The sequence below is a fragment of the Pseudomonas sp. 8Z genome, from assembly GCF_902506535.1.
Lineage (GTDB): Bacteria > Pseudomonadota > Gammaproteobacteria > Pseudomonadales > Pseudomonadaceae > Aquipseudomonas.
In genome coordinates this window covers 1,955,196-1,971,305 of sequence record NZ_LR733827.1, presented here as the reverse complement: position 1 = coordinate 1,971,305, position 16,110 = coordinate 1,955,196, and the positions used below count along the sequence as shown (strand labels likewise).

Sequence of the window (16,110 nt, the reverse complement as noted above, 5' to 3'; positions counted from 1 at the left end):
GCGACTCATTCCTCTGGGGCTTCTTCGTCTTCTTCCGGCAACAGATCCAGCCAGCCAGCCAGCACCGTCTGCGCCTCTTCGATGCCCATACGTTTGGGGGCTGAGAATAGCTGGATGCTGATGCCATCGCCCCACTGCTTGCCAATCTCCTGACGTACCTTGAGCAGCGCATTCTTCGCCGCACCAAAAGCCAGTTTGTCGGCCTTGGTCAGCAGAATATGCAGCGGCATACCGCTGGCTTTCGACCAGTCGAGCATCATGCAGTCGAACTCGGTCAGCGGATGGCGAATGTCCATCATCAGCACCAAGCCGCACAGACTCTCGCGGCAGCCCAAATAGGCCTCCAAGTGCTTCTGCCAGTGCTGCTTGAGCGGGATTGGCACCTTGGCGTAACCGTAGCCTGGCAGGTCGACCAGACGGCGCTCGTCATCCAAGCGGAAGAAGTTGAGCAGTTGAGTACGCCCTGGCGTTTTCGAGGTGCGCGCCAGGCTGGCGTGGGTGAGGGTGTTGAGCGCGCTCGACTTGCCGGCGTTGGAGCGCCCGGCAAACGCTACCTCCAGGCCAGTGTCATCGGGACATTGATCGACCTTGGCGGCACTGATGAGGAAGCTAGCCTGCTGACACAGGCCGATGATGGGGTTCTTCGAGAGCATTGGGATATCCGGTGGACGCCCGAATCCAGCACGGTTCGGGGCTTGCGACATTTGCGCACACCTACTGCGCGCTAGGGCGGGCGGCAGGTGGCGTCGTTTCCGTTTCACAGTGGCCAGTATATAATGCCGCAGATTTTGTGTGCGCTTTGTCCCACCCGCAGGAACCGTAACGCCGGGAACAATCACATCATACTGCCCGATAGAGGCTGGATGTTCCCACCCTGATGAGGTCGATCTGATGAAGAAAATGCTGCTCGCGGCCGCCGTTACTTTGCTGTCCTTGAACGGCCATGCCGCGCAAGATCCGCAAGCGGTATTCGACCGCGCCTGTGGCGTCTGCCACAACGGCCAGCTTCCCATGGCACCGAAGAAAGGTGACAAAGCTGCATGGGAACCTCGCCTGGCCAAAGGCATGGACACGCTGGTGCTGAATGTCACCAACGGTTTGAATGCCATGCCGCCCCGCGGGCTATGCATGGACTGCACGGCAGAGGATTACCAGGCGGTCATCAAATTGATGAGCGAATGAGTAACCCCAGCCGATAACCCCTATCTCTCTAGCCGTAATTGGATTAGCTGATGAACAAAGTATTCGTGAGTCTGCTGTTGACCCTGTGCCTGAATGGATTGGCACAGGCTGCCGGTGATGCTCAAGCCGGCCAAGGTAAGGTCGCTGTCTGTGGCGCCTGTCATGGTGTCGATGGCAACAGCCCCGCACCCAACTTCCCCAAACTGGCCGGGCAAGGCGAACGCTACCTGCTCAAGCAACTGCACGACATCAAATCTGGTGAGCGTCAGGTCGTGGAAATGACCGGCCTGCTGAGCAACCTTAGCGATCAAGATATGGCGGATATCGCCGCTTATTTCGCCAGCCAGAAGATGAGTGTCGGCGCCGCCGATCCCAAGCTGGTCGAGCGCGGTGAAGCGCTGTTCCGCGGCGGCAAACTGGAAGAAGGCATGCCAGCCTGCACCGGCTGCCACTCGCCTAATGGCGCAGGTATTGCCGCTGCCGGCTATCCCCATTTGGGCGGCCAGCATGCCCAGTATGTAGCCAAGCAACTGACCGACTTCCGCGAAGGCAACCGCACCAATGACGGCGACGCGATGATCATGCGCTCCATCGCCGCCAAGCTGAGCAACAAGGATATCGAAGCTGTTTCCAGCTACATTCAGGGCCTGCACTGAATAGACAGCCGTTACACATGGCAAGACAAAGGGTGGCTAAGGCCACCCTTTTTCATACCTGTCATGGCTACAATGGGCGGAACCGGCCCAATGCCAGTCAGTCATAGTTTCGAATCGCCATCAGGGCGATTGCATATCCAGCCAAGGAGTACTTCATGCGTAACCTGATTTTCGGCGCCGCTCTGGCGATCAGCAGCCTGTTCGGCCTCACTGCCCATGCCGAGCCAGTCGCAGGCCAGCAGTATGTCGAACTCAACAGCCCCGTTCCGGTGTCCAAACCGGGCAAGATCGAAGTGGTCGAGCTGTTCTGGTATGGCTGCCCACACTGTTATCAGTTCGAGTCGACGCTTAATCCCTGGATCAAGCAATTGCCGGATGACGTCAACTTCATCCGTATCCCCGCGCTGTTCGGTGGCATCTGGAACGTCCATGGCCAGGCGTTCATCACCCTGGACATGATGCAGGTCGAGCACAAGGTGCATGACGCCGTGTTCAACGCCATTCACCAAGAGAAGAAGAAGCTGGGTACAGCCGAGGAATTCGCCGATTTCGTCGCCACTCAGGGCGTGGATCGCGAAGCGTTCCTCAAAACCTTCAACTCCTTCGCCGTCAAAGGCCAAATGGAAAAAGCCAAGAAGCTCGCCATGGCCTACCAGATCAGCGGCGTACCGGTGATGATCGTGGACGGCAAGTACCGCTTCGACATCGGCTCGTCCGGTGGCCCGCAGCAAGCGCTGGAAGTAGCCGACTACCTGATCGCCAAGGAGCGCGAGGCGCTCTGATCGGCCGTAGGCGCTCGTGATGCTGCGCCGCTGGCGAAAAACTCGCGCGGTTGGCCTGTGTAACCCACAGGTCAACCCGCAGTGCACGTCACACGAGCGTGATTGGCCAGCCGACGGCCTGTTGCGCTTACTCAGTTTCAACGTCCAGGTCGGCATCAATACTCAGCGCTATCACCACTACCTGACACGCAGTTGGCAGCACCTGCTGCCCCACGCAGGACGCGCCGACAACCTGCAGCGTATTGGCAATCTGCTTGCCAATTTCGACCTTGTCGCCCTGCAGGAAGTAGATGGCGGCAGCCTCCGCTCAGGCTACGTCAATCAAGTCGAGTACCTGGCCCAGCAGGGCGCATTTCCATACTGGTATCAGCAGCTCAACCGCAATCTCGGGCGTTTCGCCCAGCACAGCAACGGCCTGCTCAGCCGCTTGCGCCCACACGCACTGCAAGACCACCCGCTGCCGGGCCCGCCGGGGCGCGGCGCGATCTTCCTGCAATTGGGCGAGGGCGAACAAGCCTTGTTGGTGGTGATGATGCACCTGGCGCTCGGTGCGAAAACACGCACACGCCAGCTCGCCTACATCCGTGAACGCGTCGGCGACTACCGCCACCTGGTGCTGATGGGTGATATGAACACCCACGCCCTGGATCTATTGGAAAACTCCCCACTGCGCGATCTTGAGCTGCTCGCACCGCAGGCTCAGGCGACCTTTCCTAGCTGGCGGCCACAGCGCTGCCTCGATCACATCCTGCTCAGTCCGACACTGGAACTGGGGCGCGTCGATGTCCTCGCACAACCAATTTCCGACCACTTACCCGTGGCAGTGGAAATTCGCCTGCCAAACTCTCAGAGTAATGGCCAAAGGCTGGCAGCATCCCCGCAGGACTGAGTTCATGAGTGACGACACGCAACGCTGGAAAGACAAGTACCTAAGCAGCCTCGAACAACAAGAAAGGCTCGAAAAGCGCTGGGACGCACGCCTCGACTTGCTACGTCGCGGCTTGGTACGCAGCAGCCTGGCAGCGGAGGGCACCGACAAAGCCGTGGATCGGTGCATGAAGGAAATGCGCGAGATCCTGCGCCGCGACGATATGGATGCACCGCTCGGCAACCTCATACCGCGCCTGGAAAAGGCCGTGCTGGAATCCGAGAAACACCGCCAGCAGCGCTCCACTGAAGCACTCAACGCCCTGCAACAACTGATCGACCAGTTACAGAAACTCGATCCCCCGCGCGAGGTAAGCAAGGCACTGAAGTCGCTCAACCGACAGATGGCAGACGCTACCAGCCACAGCTACAAGCTGCCTGCGCTGCTGAATCAACTCAGCCAATTGCAGAAGCAGACACTGGAACAACTGCGTGACGGCCAGCCAGACCAGCCTGGCCTGCTGCAGCGCCTGTTCGGCAAACGTGGTGATACGCCCGCCGAAACACCCGATGAGGACAGCGCACCAGCACCAGCACCAGCACCAGCACCAGCACCAGCACCAGCACATGAAAGCACATCACCTGTTGCCAGCAACGCTACGCCTGAGCCCGAGCCGGTTCGCGAGGATAAACCGAGCGCGCCCGAACTCACGCCCCTGAGCACCAACCCAATCCCCATCGAGATGCCGCAGGGCGATGCCAAATTCGCCCTGCCAAGCAACGAGCCCGGCTACAGTTCAGTTGCGCCGCATATCGCCGAAAGCCTGCGCAAACTCATCGCCGAGCTGGAGCTGCCACCGCGTCATCAACCACAGGGCGAGGCGCTTCTGGAGCGCCTGCAAGGGCCACTGAACTGGTACGAATTGGTGCCCGTGCTTGATGATCTGTCGGTACTGGTGCTCGCCGTCAGCGGTAACAGCCAACGTGAGTTTGCTGTTTATCTCAAGCAGCTCAATGAGCGGCTAGCCACCTTCATCGGCACCCTCAACGAGGCACACGAGGGCTACAACGGCTCGCTCGAACAGGCCCGCAGCTTCGATCAGGAGCTGCGCGAGCAAGTCAACGAGCTGCAAACCAGCGTGCAGGAAGCAGTCGATCTGGACTCGCTCAAAAACGCTCTGGAGCAACGCCTGGACGCTCTTCTGCAAACAGTCGCCACGCATCAGCAGCAGCGCAATGAGCAGGAGGAGGCTGTGGCTGGCCGCCTGCAGAGCCTGGTCCAGCGCGTGGCGGAGATGGAGCAGGAAGCCCAGCAGTTCCGCGATCATATCGAGGAGCAACGGCAGAAATCGCTACTTGACCCGCTGACCGGCCTGCCCAATCGCGCAGCCTGGAGCGAGCGTCTGGAACTGGAAGTGGCGCGGCGCCAACGCTACGGCGGCGAGCTGCTGCTGGCGGTGCTGGACATCGATCACTTCAAGCGCGTCAACGACAACTACGGCCACCTGGCCGGCGACCGCGTGCTGAAGATCATCGCCGGTGAACTGCAGAAGCGCCTGCGCAAGACCGACTTCATGGCCCGCTTTGGCGGCGAGGAATTCGTCCTGCTGATTCCCGCCACCCCCCTGGAGGGCGGCCAGCAGTTGCTACAAACCCTGCGCGCCGCCGTCGCGGCCTGCCCGTTCCATTTCAAGGGCGAACCGCTGACGATCACCTGCTCAGCCGGCCTCACCGAGTTTCGCGCCGACGAGAGCAGCGATAGCGTATTCGAGCGCGCCGACCAGGCGCTCTACCGCGCCAAGGGCGAGGGCCGCAATCGCATCGAGTTGGGCTAAGCGGCTGGTAGGTAGGGCCGCCAAGTCTCCGGCATCTGCTCCAGACGCGGGTAACGCATGGCCTCCAATTGCAGCGCTGGCAGCAGGAACGGCGTATGCCGCAAATGCACCGGCACCGTATGCAATTCCGGCATCCACAGGCTCACATAGCTGGCATCGGGGTCGTACTGACGGGCCTGGCGCAGCACGTTGAACACACGATTCTGCCGCGGATCGCTGCCCACACCGGCAAGGTAGGCCCAGTTACCCCAGTTGCTGGCCGGGTCGTAGTCGAGCAGGTGCTCCTCGAACCAGGCAGCACCATGGCGCCAGTCCTGTTGCAGGTCATGCACCAGATAGCTGGCAACCACCTGCCGCCCACGATTGGAGATAAAACCCGTAGCGGCCAGCTCGCGCATATTGGCATCGATGAACGGCATGCCGGTGCGCCCCGCGCACCAGCGCTCGAAACGCACATCGAGGTGACGCGGTGCTCGCGCCGTGGCCTTCAAACCGCCGGCCTTGAACAAAGCACTGCCATGGCGCACCAGTGTCCAGCGGAAGAAGTCGCGCCAAAGCAGTTCAACCCATAGCCACTGAGTCGAGTCGTTACGTCCGTACTGAGCCTCATGGCGGCGCAGCTCCGCCATCACGCGCCGCGCCGAGAGAGAACCATTGGCCAACCAGGGAGAGAACTTGGATGAGTACTCCGTACCAAGCAGACCGTCGCGCGTGTCCTTGTACTGCCGCACGCCCTGGCTGTTCCACAGATAATCACGCAGACGCGCCAACGCCGCAGCCTCGCCACCGGAGAAAGGAAAAGCACTGGCGGCAACATTGAGCGGTTCGCCAAGGCCAAGCTGGGACAGACTCGGCAAGGGCTGCAGCAGGTCGAGCGCGGCTTCGGGCAGTGGCGGTAGAGCGGCTGGAGCGGGAGGCGGCTGGAATATCAGCAGGCGCTGTTCGCAGAGTTCACGAAAGCGCGTGAAGACTTGCGGCAGTTCCTCAGGCGGGCAGGGCAGCTCTGCTTCACGCAACAGGCCATTGCCAGAAAATTCGCGCAGCACGACCGCCCCCAGTGCGGCGCGCACGCGGGCCTGCAGAGCCAGTTCCTCGGGGGCGATCTCCGCCTGGGTCAGCACTTGCTGCACGCCCAGACGCTCGACCAGTTGCACAATCACCCGCTCTGGCTCGCCCAGCACAACCAGCAAACGCGAACCACGCTGACGCAAAGCGCCATCGAGCGCCGTAAGGCTTTCCAACAGCAGGCGCGTACGATGAACGCCCTGCCGCCGGGGCCCTAGAGGCCCAACCTGTAAGGTCCGGGGGTCGAGCACATACAGGGGCAGCAGGCACTCGCTCTTGAGCCCAGCCTGTAAGGCCGGGTTGTCATCGAGACGAAGATCCTGTTTGAACCACAGCAGCGAAGTCTGCATGCTTCACGCCCTCCGGGACGAGCCCCTGGTAGATCCGACTGCTAGTCGGATGCACGATCGCAGGCAACTCGTTCAACCAGCCTGCAATGCTTTCCTGTGATTACGGCTGCGCCAAGGGCACGACCAAAAGGCAAGTATGATGACGCAGGGCAACAGGCGACACAATGCCGCAGCCATGTCCAGCAATGGCCATGCAGGTAGTTTTCAACGGCCTGTTAGGACTCGTCGGCATCCAGCACGCTGAGATCCAACGGATGCGAGCGTCCAAGCCACATGGCCCAGTCACGATGATCACGCAGCTCGAAGCCGGTAATGGGATGCACCAGTACGTCGAGCCCCTCGCGGTGCTGCATCAACCAGGGCAGCAGATCAGCGAACAGCTCGGGACGAAAGGCGAGCTGGCAGCTCCAGCAAGGGTGTGGCCCGACGAGTTGCTGATGCAGGCGCCCCATTTTTAGCGTGAAGCGCTGCGCCGCCGCTTCGCACAGAGCACGTGCCTGCTGCAGCGTAGCAGCGTCGTAATAGACGTGGGCGTGGTAGCCCTTGATTCTCGGGTGCGCTGCATCGTTCATGCTGGTGCCTCAGCCCGCCAATTGACGACGCAGCTCGGCGAGCACCGACGCGGTCTCGGGGCGCACACCGCGCCACAGCTCGAACGCCTCAGCCGCCTGTTCCACCAGCATGCCCAAACCATCGAGGCAACGCGCCGCGCCGTGCTCGGCGGCCCAACGATTGAAGGCCGTTGGCTCCTTGGCATACATCATGTCGTAGCAGACCGTGTGGCCAGGGCGGATCAGACTTGGCGCGATGGGTGGCAAGTCGCCGCCAAGGCTGGCGGAAGTGCCATTGATGATCAGGTCGAGCGGCGCGTCGATCCAGTCAAACCCCGCCGCCTGCAACGAGCCAAGATCAGAGAACTCGATCGCCAGCTTCTCGGCCTTGCAGCGCGTGCGATTGGCCACCACCAGGGCTGCCGGGCGCTGCGCCAGAAAAGGCTCGAGCACGCCACGCACGGCACCACCGGCGCCAAGAATCAGGATGCGCTTGCCGGTCAGGCTGAAACCGGCGTTATCCTGCAGGTCACGCGTCAGCCCGGCGCCATCGGTGTTGTCACCCAGCAGGCGACCGTCTTCGAGTTTCTTCAGGGTATTCACCGCACCGGCGCGACGTGCACGCTCGGTCAGCTCATCGGCCAGGCGAAACGCATCCTCCTTGAACGGCACGGTGACATTGCCACCGAGGCCTTCGGCAAAGAAGGCGCGGGCATTGCTGGTAAAGTCATCCAGCGGCGCCAAACGCGCCTCGTAGGTCAGCACCTGGCCGGTCTGTTCGGCGAACAAGCGGTGGATCAGCGGCGATTTGCTGTGGCCAATGGGGTTGCCGAAGACGCAATAGCGATCCATGGGATTCCTTGAGTTACACGAAGCGGCAAACTTGTGCCTTGCAGCTTGGCGCTTACGGCTGCTTTTGCAGCCAATCACGATCAGTCAGAAAATACTCGGTCAGGCGCGCTTCCTCGCTGCCCGGCTCGGGCTTCCAGTCGTAGCCCCAGCGCACGTGTGGCGGCAGCGACATGAGGATCGACTCGGTACGCCCACCCGACTGCAGGCCGAACAGGGTGCCACGGTCGAACACCAGGTTGAACTCGACGTAGCGACCACGACGGAAGGCCTGGAACTCACGCTCGCGCTCGCCAAACGGCATCGCCTTGCGGCGCTGGACGATGGGCAGGTAAGCCTGGATGTAGGCGTCACCAATGGCGCGCATGAAAGCGAAGCTGGTATCGAAATCCCATTCGTTGAGATCATCGAAGAACAGCCCGCCGATACCCCGCGGCTCACCTCGATGCTTGAGGTGGAAGTAGCGGTCGCACCAGGCCTTGAACTTCGGATACACCTCGGCGCCGAACGGCGCGCAGGCGTCATGCGCCACCTGATGCCAGTGCACGCAATCTTCTTCATGGGCGTAGTAGGGGGTCAGATCGAACCCGCCACCGAACCACCACACTGGCTCTTCGCCAAGCTTTTCGGCGCTGAAGAAACGCACGTTGGCGTGCGAGGTCGGCACATGCGGGTTTTCCGGGTGGATCACCAGCGACACGCCGAGCGCCTGGAAGCCACGCCCTGCCAGTTCTGGGCGATGAGCACTGGCCGACGGCGGCAGGCTGTCACCGAAAACGTGAGAGAAGTTCACCCCGCCCTTTTCGATCAGCGCGCCATTCTCGATGACCCGCGTACGCCCGCCGCCACCCGCCGGGCGCTGCCAGGAATCCTCGGCGAACACGGCCTGGCCATCTTCGGCTTGCAGGACAGAACAGATACGGTCTTGTAGGTCGAGCAAATAGGCCTTCACGGCCTCGGTACGGTCAGTCACGGCGGCACCTTGAGCGGGAGCAGGTCAAAATCGGCGGGCAGCATAGCATCCAGCGCCGCTGATCCGCAGTTGACGTCGATCAATCGAGAGGATTGGATAGACCCTTTCGCCGCGATCCGGCGGCGCAAGCAGACAAGGAATTGGAGATGGCCAAGCGTATTCAGTTCAGCCAGCACGGCGGCAGCGATGTACTGCAGTACAGTGACTATCAACCGGTAGCACCCGGCCCGCGCGAGGTGCGAGTGGCCAACCGGGCCATCGGTCTGAACTTCATCGACACCTATTTCCGCAGCGGCCTGTACCAGCCACCGGCACTGCCATCGAGCTTGGGCACCGAGGCTGCAGGCCTGGTTGAGGCCATCGGTAGCGAGGTCGAAGACTTCGCCATCGGCGACCGCGTGGCCTACGCCACCGGCCCGCTCGGCGCCTACAGCGAGTTGCATGTGCTGCCCGCCGACAAGCTGGTGAAACTGCCGGACAGTATCAGCTTCGAACAGGCTGCCGCCGTCATGCTCAAGGGCCTGACCGTGCAGTACCTGCTGCGCCAGACCTATGAGCTCAAAGGCGGCGAGACCATCCTGTTCCACGCGGCGGCTGGCGGTGTCGGCTCGTTCGCCTGCCAGTGGGCCAGGGCGCTGGGCGTGAAGCTGATCGGTACCGTCAGCTCGGCGGAAAAGGCCGCACGAGCGAAAGAGCAGGGCGCCTGGGCGACCATCGATTACAGCCATGAGAATGTCGTGCAGCGCGTGCTGGAACTGACCGACGGCGCCAAGTGCCCGGTGGTCTACGACGGCGTCGGCAAGGACACCTGGGAAACCTCGCTGGACTGCGTTGCGCCGCGCGGCCTGCTGGTCAGCTTCGGCAACGCCTCGGGCGCAGTCACGGGGGTCAACCTGGGTATCCTGGCGCAAAAGGGCTCGTTGTACGTCACTCGCCCGACCCTGGCCGGTTACGCCACCAGCGCACAGCGCTTGCAGGCCATGGCTGACGAGCTGTTCGGCATGATTGCCAGCGGCAAGCTGCAGGTGGAGATCAGCAACCGTTACGCGCTCAAAGATGCCGCCGCCGCGCAGGATGCGCTGAGTTCGCGGCAGACCACAGGTTCGACCATCTTGCTGCCGTAAAACAGTCGCGGCTAAAGCCCCCTCCCACAAGAGGCTTTAGCCGCGAGCATTGGCCTGTCAGGACGGCCGAATCACATCACCCGTACGCAGATCGCGGATCAGGCTGGGATTCTTGCGTCCGCCCAGCGCGCCGCCGAGCACCTTGTCCAGCTCGCCGGGGAAATACTGCTCGACCCGCAGACGCGAACGCGCAGCAGGGCGGCCTGCCGGATTAGCCGAGGTGGAAATCAGCGGCCCGGTAAGACGACAAAGCGCCCGTACCAGTGGATGATCGCTGACGCGCAGCGCCACGCTGTCGTGCTCGCCGGTCACCCACTCGGGCAAGCGCCCCTGATGCGGCACCAGCCAGGTATTGGGCCCCGGCCAACTGTCGGCCAGGCGCTCCTGCCAGATGTCGGGCAGATCATCGAGCAGAAAGTCGAACTGCTCGATGTCGTCGGCCACCAGAATCAACCCCTTGTGCATGGGCCGATTCTTCAGCGCCAGCAGCCGATCAACCGCCAGCTCGTCCCACGGATCACAACCCAGGCCCCAGACGGCCTCGGTGGGGTAAGCGATCACGCCGCCAGCCTGTACCACGCGTGCCGCTTGCTGGATCTGCCAGTGGCTGGTCATCGGGACTCTCCTGAAAACGAATGGGCGGCAGTCTATCCAAGGCGGCAGCGGCCCGCCATGGCACGCGTCAACGGCTACGCGCCAGCCAACGACCCGCCTCGCAACACACCACCCCATCGAGTTCCAGCTCGGTCAACGCCGCCAGCACCTCAGCCAAAGGCCAACCGCTGGCCTGCACCAGAGCCTCGCTGCTGTGCGGCGCGGCATGCAGTAGCGCCAGCAGGGGATGCTCCACAGCACAAGGAGCGGCCTTAGTGACGCCCTCCGTCGGCACCTGCCAGCCACGTAATGCCTCAAGGATATGCTCGACGCTCTCCACCAGCGTGGCGCCATCACGAATCAACTGGTGACAGCCGCGCGCACCGGGATGGTGGATCGAACCGGGAATGGCGTAGACCTCGCGGCCTTGCTCAGCCGCCAGCCGCGCGGTGATCAGCGAACCGCTGGACGGGCTGGCCTCGACCACCAGCACGCCGAGCGACAATCCACTGATGATGCGATTACGCCGGGGAAAGTTGCTCGACTGCGGCGTACAGTCCAACGGCAGTTCGGAAACCAACGCGCCACCTTGCTCGACAATCTGCACCGCCAGCCGTTTGTGCCGCGCCGGATAGATGCACTGCAAGCCGGTGCCCAGCACCGCCACGGTCTTACCACCACCATCCAGCGCCCCCTGATGTGCTGCGCCATCGATACCCAGCGCAAGGCCGCTGGTGATGACGAAACCTCCAGCCGCCAGGCTGCGGGCGAACGCATGAGCGTTATCCAGGCCTGGCGCGGACGCTCGACGACTGCCGACCATGGCCAACTGCGGTACCTCCAGCAGTTGCGGGTCTCCGGCGACAAATAGCAACGGGGGCGCGTCGCTCAACTCAGCCAACAGCGCAGGGTAGTGAGCGTCGTCCCACATCAGCAGGTGCTGATCCGGCTGTTCGAGCCAAGCCAACGCGGCAGCGGCCCGCTCGCGAATCGGCGCACTGCGCCGCGCCTCGGCACAGGCGGCGGGCAAGCCCAGCGCGCGCCAGGCACTGGCCGGCGCACTAAGAGCCGCCGAGGCGCTAGCAAAGGCACTGAGCAACTTGCGAAAACGCCGCGGCCCCAGCTCAGGCAGCAGGTGCAAGCGCAGGCGGGCTTCGAGTTCAGCGGGGGAAAGCGAGGTGGATGCAGGCATGGCGATTCGTCCCTGATTAAGTGCTGCCGCCATCCTGGCGACCGGAAAGCACGAGCCCCGCACTGGGCGGGGCTCGTTGGGTATTACGGGTTGCGGATCTTGTCCATCACCGCAAGCTGCCGACTGGCTTGCAGCACCAAGCCGTAGCTGAGCTTGTCGTAGGTGCGGAAGATCATCATGAGGCCGGCACGCTCATCCGGGATCTTCACGCTCTCACCGGTCACGCGATCACGCACGGTCTCGCCAGTCTTGTACACCGCCAGCACATTGCCGATCTCCAGACCGTCGCGGGCGCCCTTGTTCACGGTCACCACATCGAACTGACCAATCTGCGTCACGCCACGCGGCACATCGAGGATCAAACCATTGATCTCGCTGGTTGGTTCGCTAGGCATGAAGGTGGAGTTGATCGCGCGCTCCTCGGTGGGGAACAGACGATCCCCCAGGCGCACCTCCTGCGTTGAACGGCTCAGCAACAACGTGCCGACATCACCTTCTTCGGCGACAATCTCACCGGTACCGATGTCATCGGCGTTGATGCCGAGAAACTCCTTGGTTTGCGGGTCCGTGTAGGTCTTGCCCTGGCGGAAGATGCCATAGACCGGGCGCTGTTCGTCGAACTGGCCGCGCGCATAAATGCGATCACCGGCACCACTGACCACGCGTTCGGCATTGCCCGCGATGATGTAGGGCTTGTCGTTGTACTCTTCCGGCGAGTTGATGATGCGGTTGCTCAGCAGGAAGCTGTTGATCGCCTGTAGCGGAATGGTCGGGATAGCCTCGGCCATGGGCGTGGTGCGTACCTGCGGCGACAGCTTGATGGTGCCGCGCGACTCGCCACGATTGAGCAGCAGACGCGGCTGGCCATCGATATAAACGAGGTTGAGGGTATCGCCAGGGTAGATCAGATGCGGGTTGGCCACCTGCGGGTTGGCGTGCCAGATTTCCGGCCACTTCCACGGCTGGCTGAGGAATTTTCCGGAAATATCCCAGAGCGTATCGCCCTTGACCACGGTGTAGCGGTCCGGGTGACCGTCCTTGAGTTGCACTGCGGCCTGAGCCAAACCGGCCAGGGCCAATCCGCCTGCTGCCAGAAGCAGGGCGAGTAGTGATTTCCTCATACGGTGAATCCCTTTATTATGTGCCTTCACGTGAAGCGCCCTAGCGCCGCGTCCAAACCCGCTGAATCCGCGGCGTGAAGCCGTTTTTCAATGCTGTTCATCATCTTAGCAGCGGATTTTGACTTTATTCTACAAGTGCATCACAAACGCATATGGCGATCCTGAATATCCTCGAATTTCCTGATCCACGCCTGCGTACCATCGCCAAACCGGTGGACGTCGTGGACGACTCCATCCGTCAACTGGTCGACGATATGTTCGAGACCATGTATGACGCACCCGGTATTGGTCTGGCCGCAACGCAGGTCAACGTACACAAACGTGTGGTGGTCATGGATCTGTCCGAGGACAAATCCGAACCGCGGGTGTTTATCAACCCTGAGTTCGAGTCGTTGACCGACGAGATGGATCAGTACCAGGAAGGCTGTCTGTCGGTGCCCGGCTTCTACGAGAACGTCGACCGCCCGCAGAAGGTCAAGATCAAGGCACTGGATCGCGATGGTCAGCCCTATGAGCTGATCGCCGAAGGCCTGCTCGCCGTGTGCATCCAGCACGAGTGCGATCACCTCAACGGCAAGCTGTTCGTTGACTATCTATCCAACCTCAAACGCGACCGCATCAAGAAGAAGCTGGAAAAACAGCATCGCCAACGCGCTTGAACCCGATGCCAGAAGGCTTGCTACGGCAAGCCTTTTTTCTTTTTAGCGAGCCCCCATGCCTGATTCATTGCGTATCGTCTTTGCCGGCACCCCGGAATTCGCCGCCGAGCACCTCAAGGCCCTGCTGGCCAGCCAGCACGAGATCATCGCCGTCTACACCCAGCCGGATCGCCCGGCAGGTCGCGGCCAGAAGCTTGCGCCCAGCCCGGTCAAGCAGCTCGCCACCGCGCACGGCATCCCGGTCTACCAACCGGCCAGCCTGCGCAAGGAAGAAGCGCAGGCCGAGCTGGCCGCACTGCAGCCGGATCTGATGGTGGTGGTCGCTTATGGCCTGATCCTGCCGCAGGTGGTGCTCGACACCCCGCGCCTGGGCTGCATCAACAGCCACGCCTCCTTGCTGCCGCGCTGGCGTGGCGCGGCGCCGATCCAGCGTGCAGTGCAGGCTGGCGATGCCGAGAGTGGCGTCACCGTGATGCAGATGGAAGCCGGTCTCGATACCGGACCGATGCTGCTCAAGGTGACCACCCCGATCAGCGCCAGCGACACCGGCGGCAGCCTGCACGACCGCCTCGCCCAGCTTGGCCCGCAGGCCGTGCTGCAGACCATCGACGGCCTGGCCGCGGGTACGCTGAAAGGCGAAGTACAGGACGATGCGCTGGCCAACTACGCGCACAAGCTGAACAAGGAAGAAGCGCTTCTGGACTTCAGCCGCCCAGCCGCGGAACTGGAGCGCCTGATCCGCGCCTTCCACCCCTGGCCGATCTGCCACAGCACACTCAGCGGCGCTGCGCTGAAAGTGCATGCCGCCGAAATCGGGGAGGGCAAAGGCACCCCAGGCAGCATTCTCGCCGCCGACAAATACGGCCTGACCGTAGCCTGCGGCGAAGGCGCGCTGCGCCTGACTCGCCTGCAATTACCCGGCGGCAAACCGCTGGCCTTCGCCGACCTCTATAACAGCCGCCGCGAGCAGTTCGCCCCCGGCCTGGTACTCGGCCAATGAACCCACGCCTGGCCGCCGCCCGCGCCCTGACCGCCGTGCTCTCCGGCAAGGCTTCGCTAGGCAGCAGCCTGCCGCCGCAACTGGATAAGGTCGAGCATCATGACCGCGCCCTGGCGCAGGATCTGGCCTTCGGCGCCGCACGCTGGCAGCCACGCCTGCAACTGCTGGCAGGCAAGCTGCTGGAGAAACCTTTCAAGGCCGCCGACAAGGACGTGGAAGCGCTGCTGCTGATCGGCCTCTACCAACTGCTGCACAGCCGCATCCCCGAGCATGCCGCCATCGGCGAGACGGTGGGTTGCGCCGGCGCGCTGAAAAAGCCCTGGGCCAAGGGCCTGCTCAACGCCGTGCTGCGCCGCGCGCAACGCGAGTATGAGGCGCTGCTCAAGGAGCTGGATCGCGACCCGGTGCTGCACACCGCGCACCCGCGCTGGCTGCAGAAGGCGCTCAAGGCGCACTGGCCCGAGCATTGGCAAGCCATCTGCGCCGCCAACAACGCGCATCCGCCGCTGATCCTGCGGGTCAACCGCCGCCATGGCAGCCGCGACGACTACCTCGCCGAGCTGCGCAGCGTTGGCATCGAAGCCGAACCCTGCACCTTCAGCCGTGACGGCGTGCGCCTGCTGCAACCCTGCGACGTGACTACCCTGCCAGGCTTCAAGGAAGGCCGCGTCAGCGTTCAGGATGAAGCCGCGCAACTGGCTGCCGACCTGCTCGAACTGACGCCTGGCCAACGCGTACTGGACGCCTGCGCCGCGCCCGGCGGCAAGACCTGCCACCTGCTGGAAGTCGAGCCGGGCTTAGGCGAGGTAGTCGCCGTCGATCTGGAGGCCAAGCGCCTGGCGCGCGTGCGCGAAAACCTCGACCGTCTGCATCTGGACGCCGTGCTGATCGCCGCCGACGGTCGCGACACCGCCGCCTGGTGGGACGGCCAGCCGTTCCAGCGCATCCTGCTCGACGCCCCTTGCTCGGCCACCGGCGTGATCCGCCGTCACCCGGACATCAAGCTGACCCGGCAGCCCGAGGACATTCCCGCCCTGGCCCAGCTCCAAGGCGAACTGCTCGACGCCCTGTGGCCGACCCTCGCGCCCGGCGGCATCCTGCTCTACGCCACCTGCTCGGTGCTGCCGACGGAAAACAGCGAGAGCATCGCCGCCTTCCTCGCCCGTACTGCGGATGCGCAGGAAGTGGCCATCGCCGGCGCATTCGGCCTGCAACCAGAACGCGGCCGCCAGTTGTTGCCGCAGTTGGACGGCCACGACGGCTTCTACTATGCCAAGCTGATCAAGACCGCCGTGGGAACACACGGCTAA

At 62.8% G+C, this 16,110-nt stretch carries 17 protein-coding genes; 9 read left to right on the top strand and 8 right to left on the bottom strand.

The features are described from left to right. Positions 1–5 precede the first annotated feature (5 nt). Positions 6–653, bottom strand: a complete 648-nt coding sequence (yihA, locus tag AERO9A_RS22085; RefSeq protein ID WP_159974125.1) for a ribosome biogenesis GTP-binding protein YihA/YsxC — start codon at positions 651–653, stop codon at positions 6–8. A 238-nt stretch (positions 654–891) separates the two neighbouring features. Between yihA and AERO9A_RS22080 the strand changes: the two genes are divergently transcribed. From AERO9A_RS22080 to AERO9A_RS22060, 5 genes are all read left to right on the top strand, one after another. Beyond that, positions 892–1,182, top strand: coding sequence for a cytochrome c5 family protein (locus AERO9A_RS22080; protein WP_159974025.1), 291 nt, complete (start codon positions 892–894; stop codon positions 1,180–1,182). Positions 1,183–1,232: 50 nt separating this feature from the next. After that, positions 1,233–1,838, top strand: coding sequence for a cytochrome c (locus tag AERO9A_RS22075; protein ID WP_159974024.1), 606 nt, complete (start codon positions 1,233–1,235; stop codon positions 1,836–1,838). A 155-nt stretch (positions 1,839–1,993) separates the two neighbouring features. Continuing rightward, entirely contained in the window at positions 1,994–2,620 is a 627-nt protein-coding gene (locus AERO9A_RS22070; RefSeq protein ID WP_159974023.1) for a thiol:disulfide interchange protein DsbA/DsbL, read from the top strand. Positions 2,621–2,639: 19 nt separating this feature from the next. Continuing rightward, positions 2,640–3,509 (top strand): endonuclease/exonuclease/phosphatase family protein, encoded by an 870-nt coding sequence (locus tag AERO9A_RS22065; RefSeq protein ID WP_159974022.1) that lies wholly within the window; start codon positions 2,640–2,642, stop codon positions 3,507–3,509. Positions 3,510–3,513: 4 nt separating this feature from the next. After that, positions 3,514–5,322 (top strand): GGDEF domain-containing protein, encoded by a 1,809-nt coding sequence (locus tag AERO9A_RS22060; protein ID WP_159974021.1) that lies wholly within the window; start codon positions 3,514–3,516, stop codon positions 5,320–5,322. Here the strand turns inward: AERO9A_RS22060 and AERO9A_RS22055 are convergent. The 4 genes from AERO9A_RS22055 to hemF all read right to left on the bottom strand — a co-directional run bounded on the left by AERO9A_RS22055 (position 5,319) and on the right by hemF (position 9,110). Then, complete coding sequence (locus AERO9A_RS22055) at positions 5,319–6,737, bottom strand: DASH family cryptochrome (protein ID WP_159974020.1); 1,419 nt, start codon at positions 6,735–6,737, stop codon at positions 5,319–5,321. The genes AERO9A_RS22060 and AERO9A_RS22055 overlap by 4 nt on opposite strands. A 215-nt stretch (positions 6,738–6,952) precedes the next feature. Continuing rightward, positions 6,953–7,309, bottom strand: coding sequence for a DOPA 4,5-dioxygenase family protein (locus AERO9A_RS22050; RefSeq protein WP_159974019.1), 357 nt, complete (start codon positions 7,307–7,309; stop codon positions 6,953–6,955). Between the two features lie 9 nt (positions 7,310–7,318). Continuing rightward, positions 7,319–8,140, bottom strand: coding sequence for a shikimate dehydrogenase (gene aroE, locus AERO9A_RS22045; protein WP_159974018.1), 822 nt, complete (start codon positions 8,138–8,140; stop codon positions 7,319–7,321). A gap of 52 nt (positions 8,141–8,192) precedes the next feature. Beyond that, positions 8,193–9,110, bottom strand: coding sequence for an oxygen-dependent coproporphyrinogen oxidase (gene hemF / locus AERO9A_RS22040; RefSeq protein ID WP_159974017.1), 918 nt, complete (start codon positions 9,108–9,110; stop codon positions 8,193–8,195). Between the two features lie 146 nt (positions 9,111–9,256). Between hemF and AERO9A_RS22035 the strand changes: the two genes are divergently transcribed. Continuing rightward, positions 9,257–10,234, top strand: a complete 978-nt coding sequence (locus AERO9A_RS22035; protein WP_159974016.1) for an NADPH:quinone reductase — start codon at positions 9,257–9,259, stop codon at positions 10,232–10,234. A gap of 57 nt (positions 10,235–10,291) precedes the next feature. Here AERO9A_RS22035 and AERO9A_RS22030 read toward each other — a convergent pair whose 3' ends face one another. The 3 genes from AERO9A_RS22030 to AERO9A_RS22020 form a co-directional block, all read right to left on the bottom strand. Beyond that, positions 10,292–10,849 (bottom strand): L-threonylcarbamoyladenylate synthase, encoded by a 558-nt coding sequence (locus AERO9A_RS22030; RefSeq protein WP_159974015.1) that lies wholly within the window; start codon positions 10,847–10,849, stop codon positions 10,292–10,294. Between the two features lie 67 nt (positions 10,850–10,916). Beyond that, positions 10,917–12,020 carry a DNA-processing protein DprA gene (gene dprA / locus AERO9A_RS22025; protein ID WP_159974014.1) on the bottom strand — a complete coding sequence of 368 codons (1,104 nt, stop codon included), beginning with the start codon at positions 12,018–12,020 and terminating at the stop codon, positions 10,917–10,919. Between the two features lie 83 nt (positions 12,021–12,103). Next, entirely contained in the window at positions 12,104–13,141 is a 1,038-nt protein-coding gene (locus AERO9A_RS22020) for a LysM peptidoglycan-binding domain-containing protein (protein ID WP_159974013.1), read from the bottom strand. Positions 13,142–13,293: 152 nt separating this feature from the next. On the opposite strand from AERO9A_RS22020, the gene def reads away from it, so the two are divergent. From def to rsmB, 3 genes are read left to right on the top strand one after another with little or no spacing between them, the layout of a single operon-like run. After that, entirely contained in the window at positions 13,294–13,800 is a 507-nt protein-coding gene (gene def, locus AERO9A_RS22015) for a peptide deformylase (protein WP_013713230.1), read from the top strand. 55 nt (positions 13,801–13,855) lie between these two features. Continuing rightward, complete coding sequence (fmt, locus tag AERO9A_RS22010) at positions 13,856–14,800, top strand: methionyl-tRNA formyltransferase (protein ID WP_159974012.1); 945 nt, start codon at positions 13,856–13,858, stop codon at positions 14,798–14,800. Then, entirely contained in the window at positions 14,797–16,110 is a 1,314-nt protein-coding gene (gene rsmB, locus AERO9A_RS22005; RefSeq protein ID WP_159974011.1) for a 16S rRNA (cytosine(967)-C(5))-methyltransferase RsmB, read from the top strand. The genes fmt and rsmB overlap by 4 nt, the downstream gene beginning before the upstream one ends.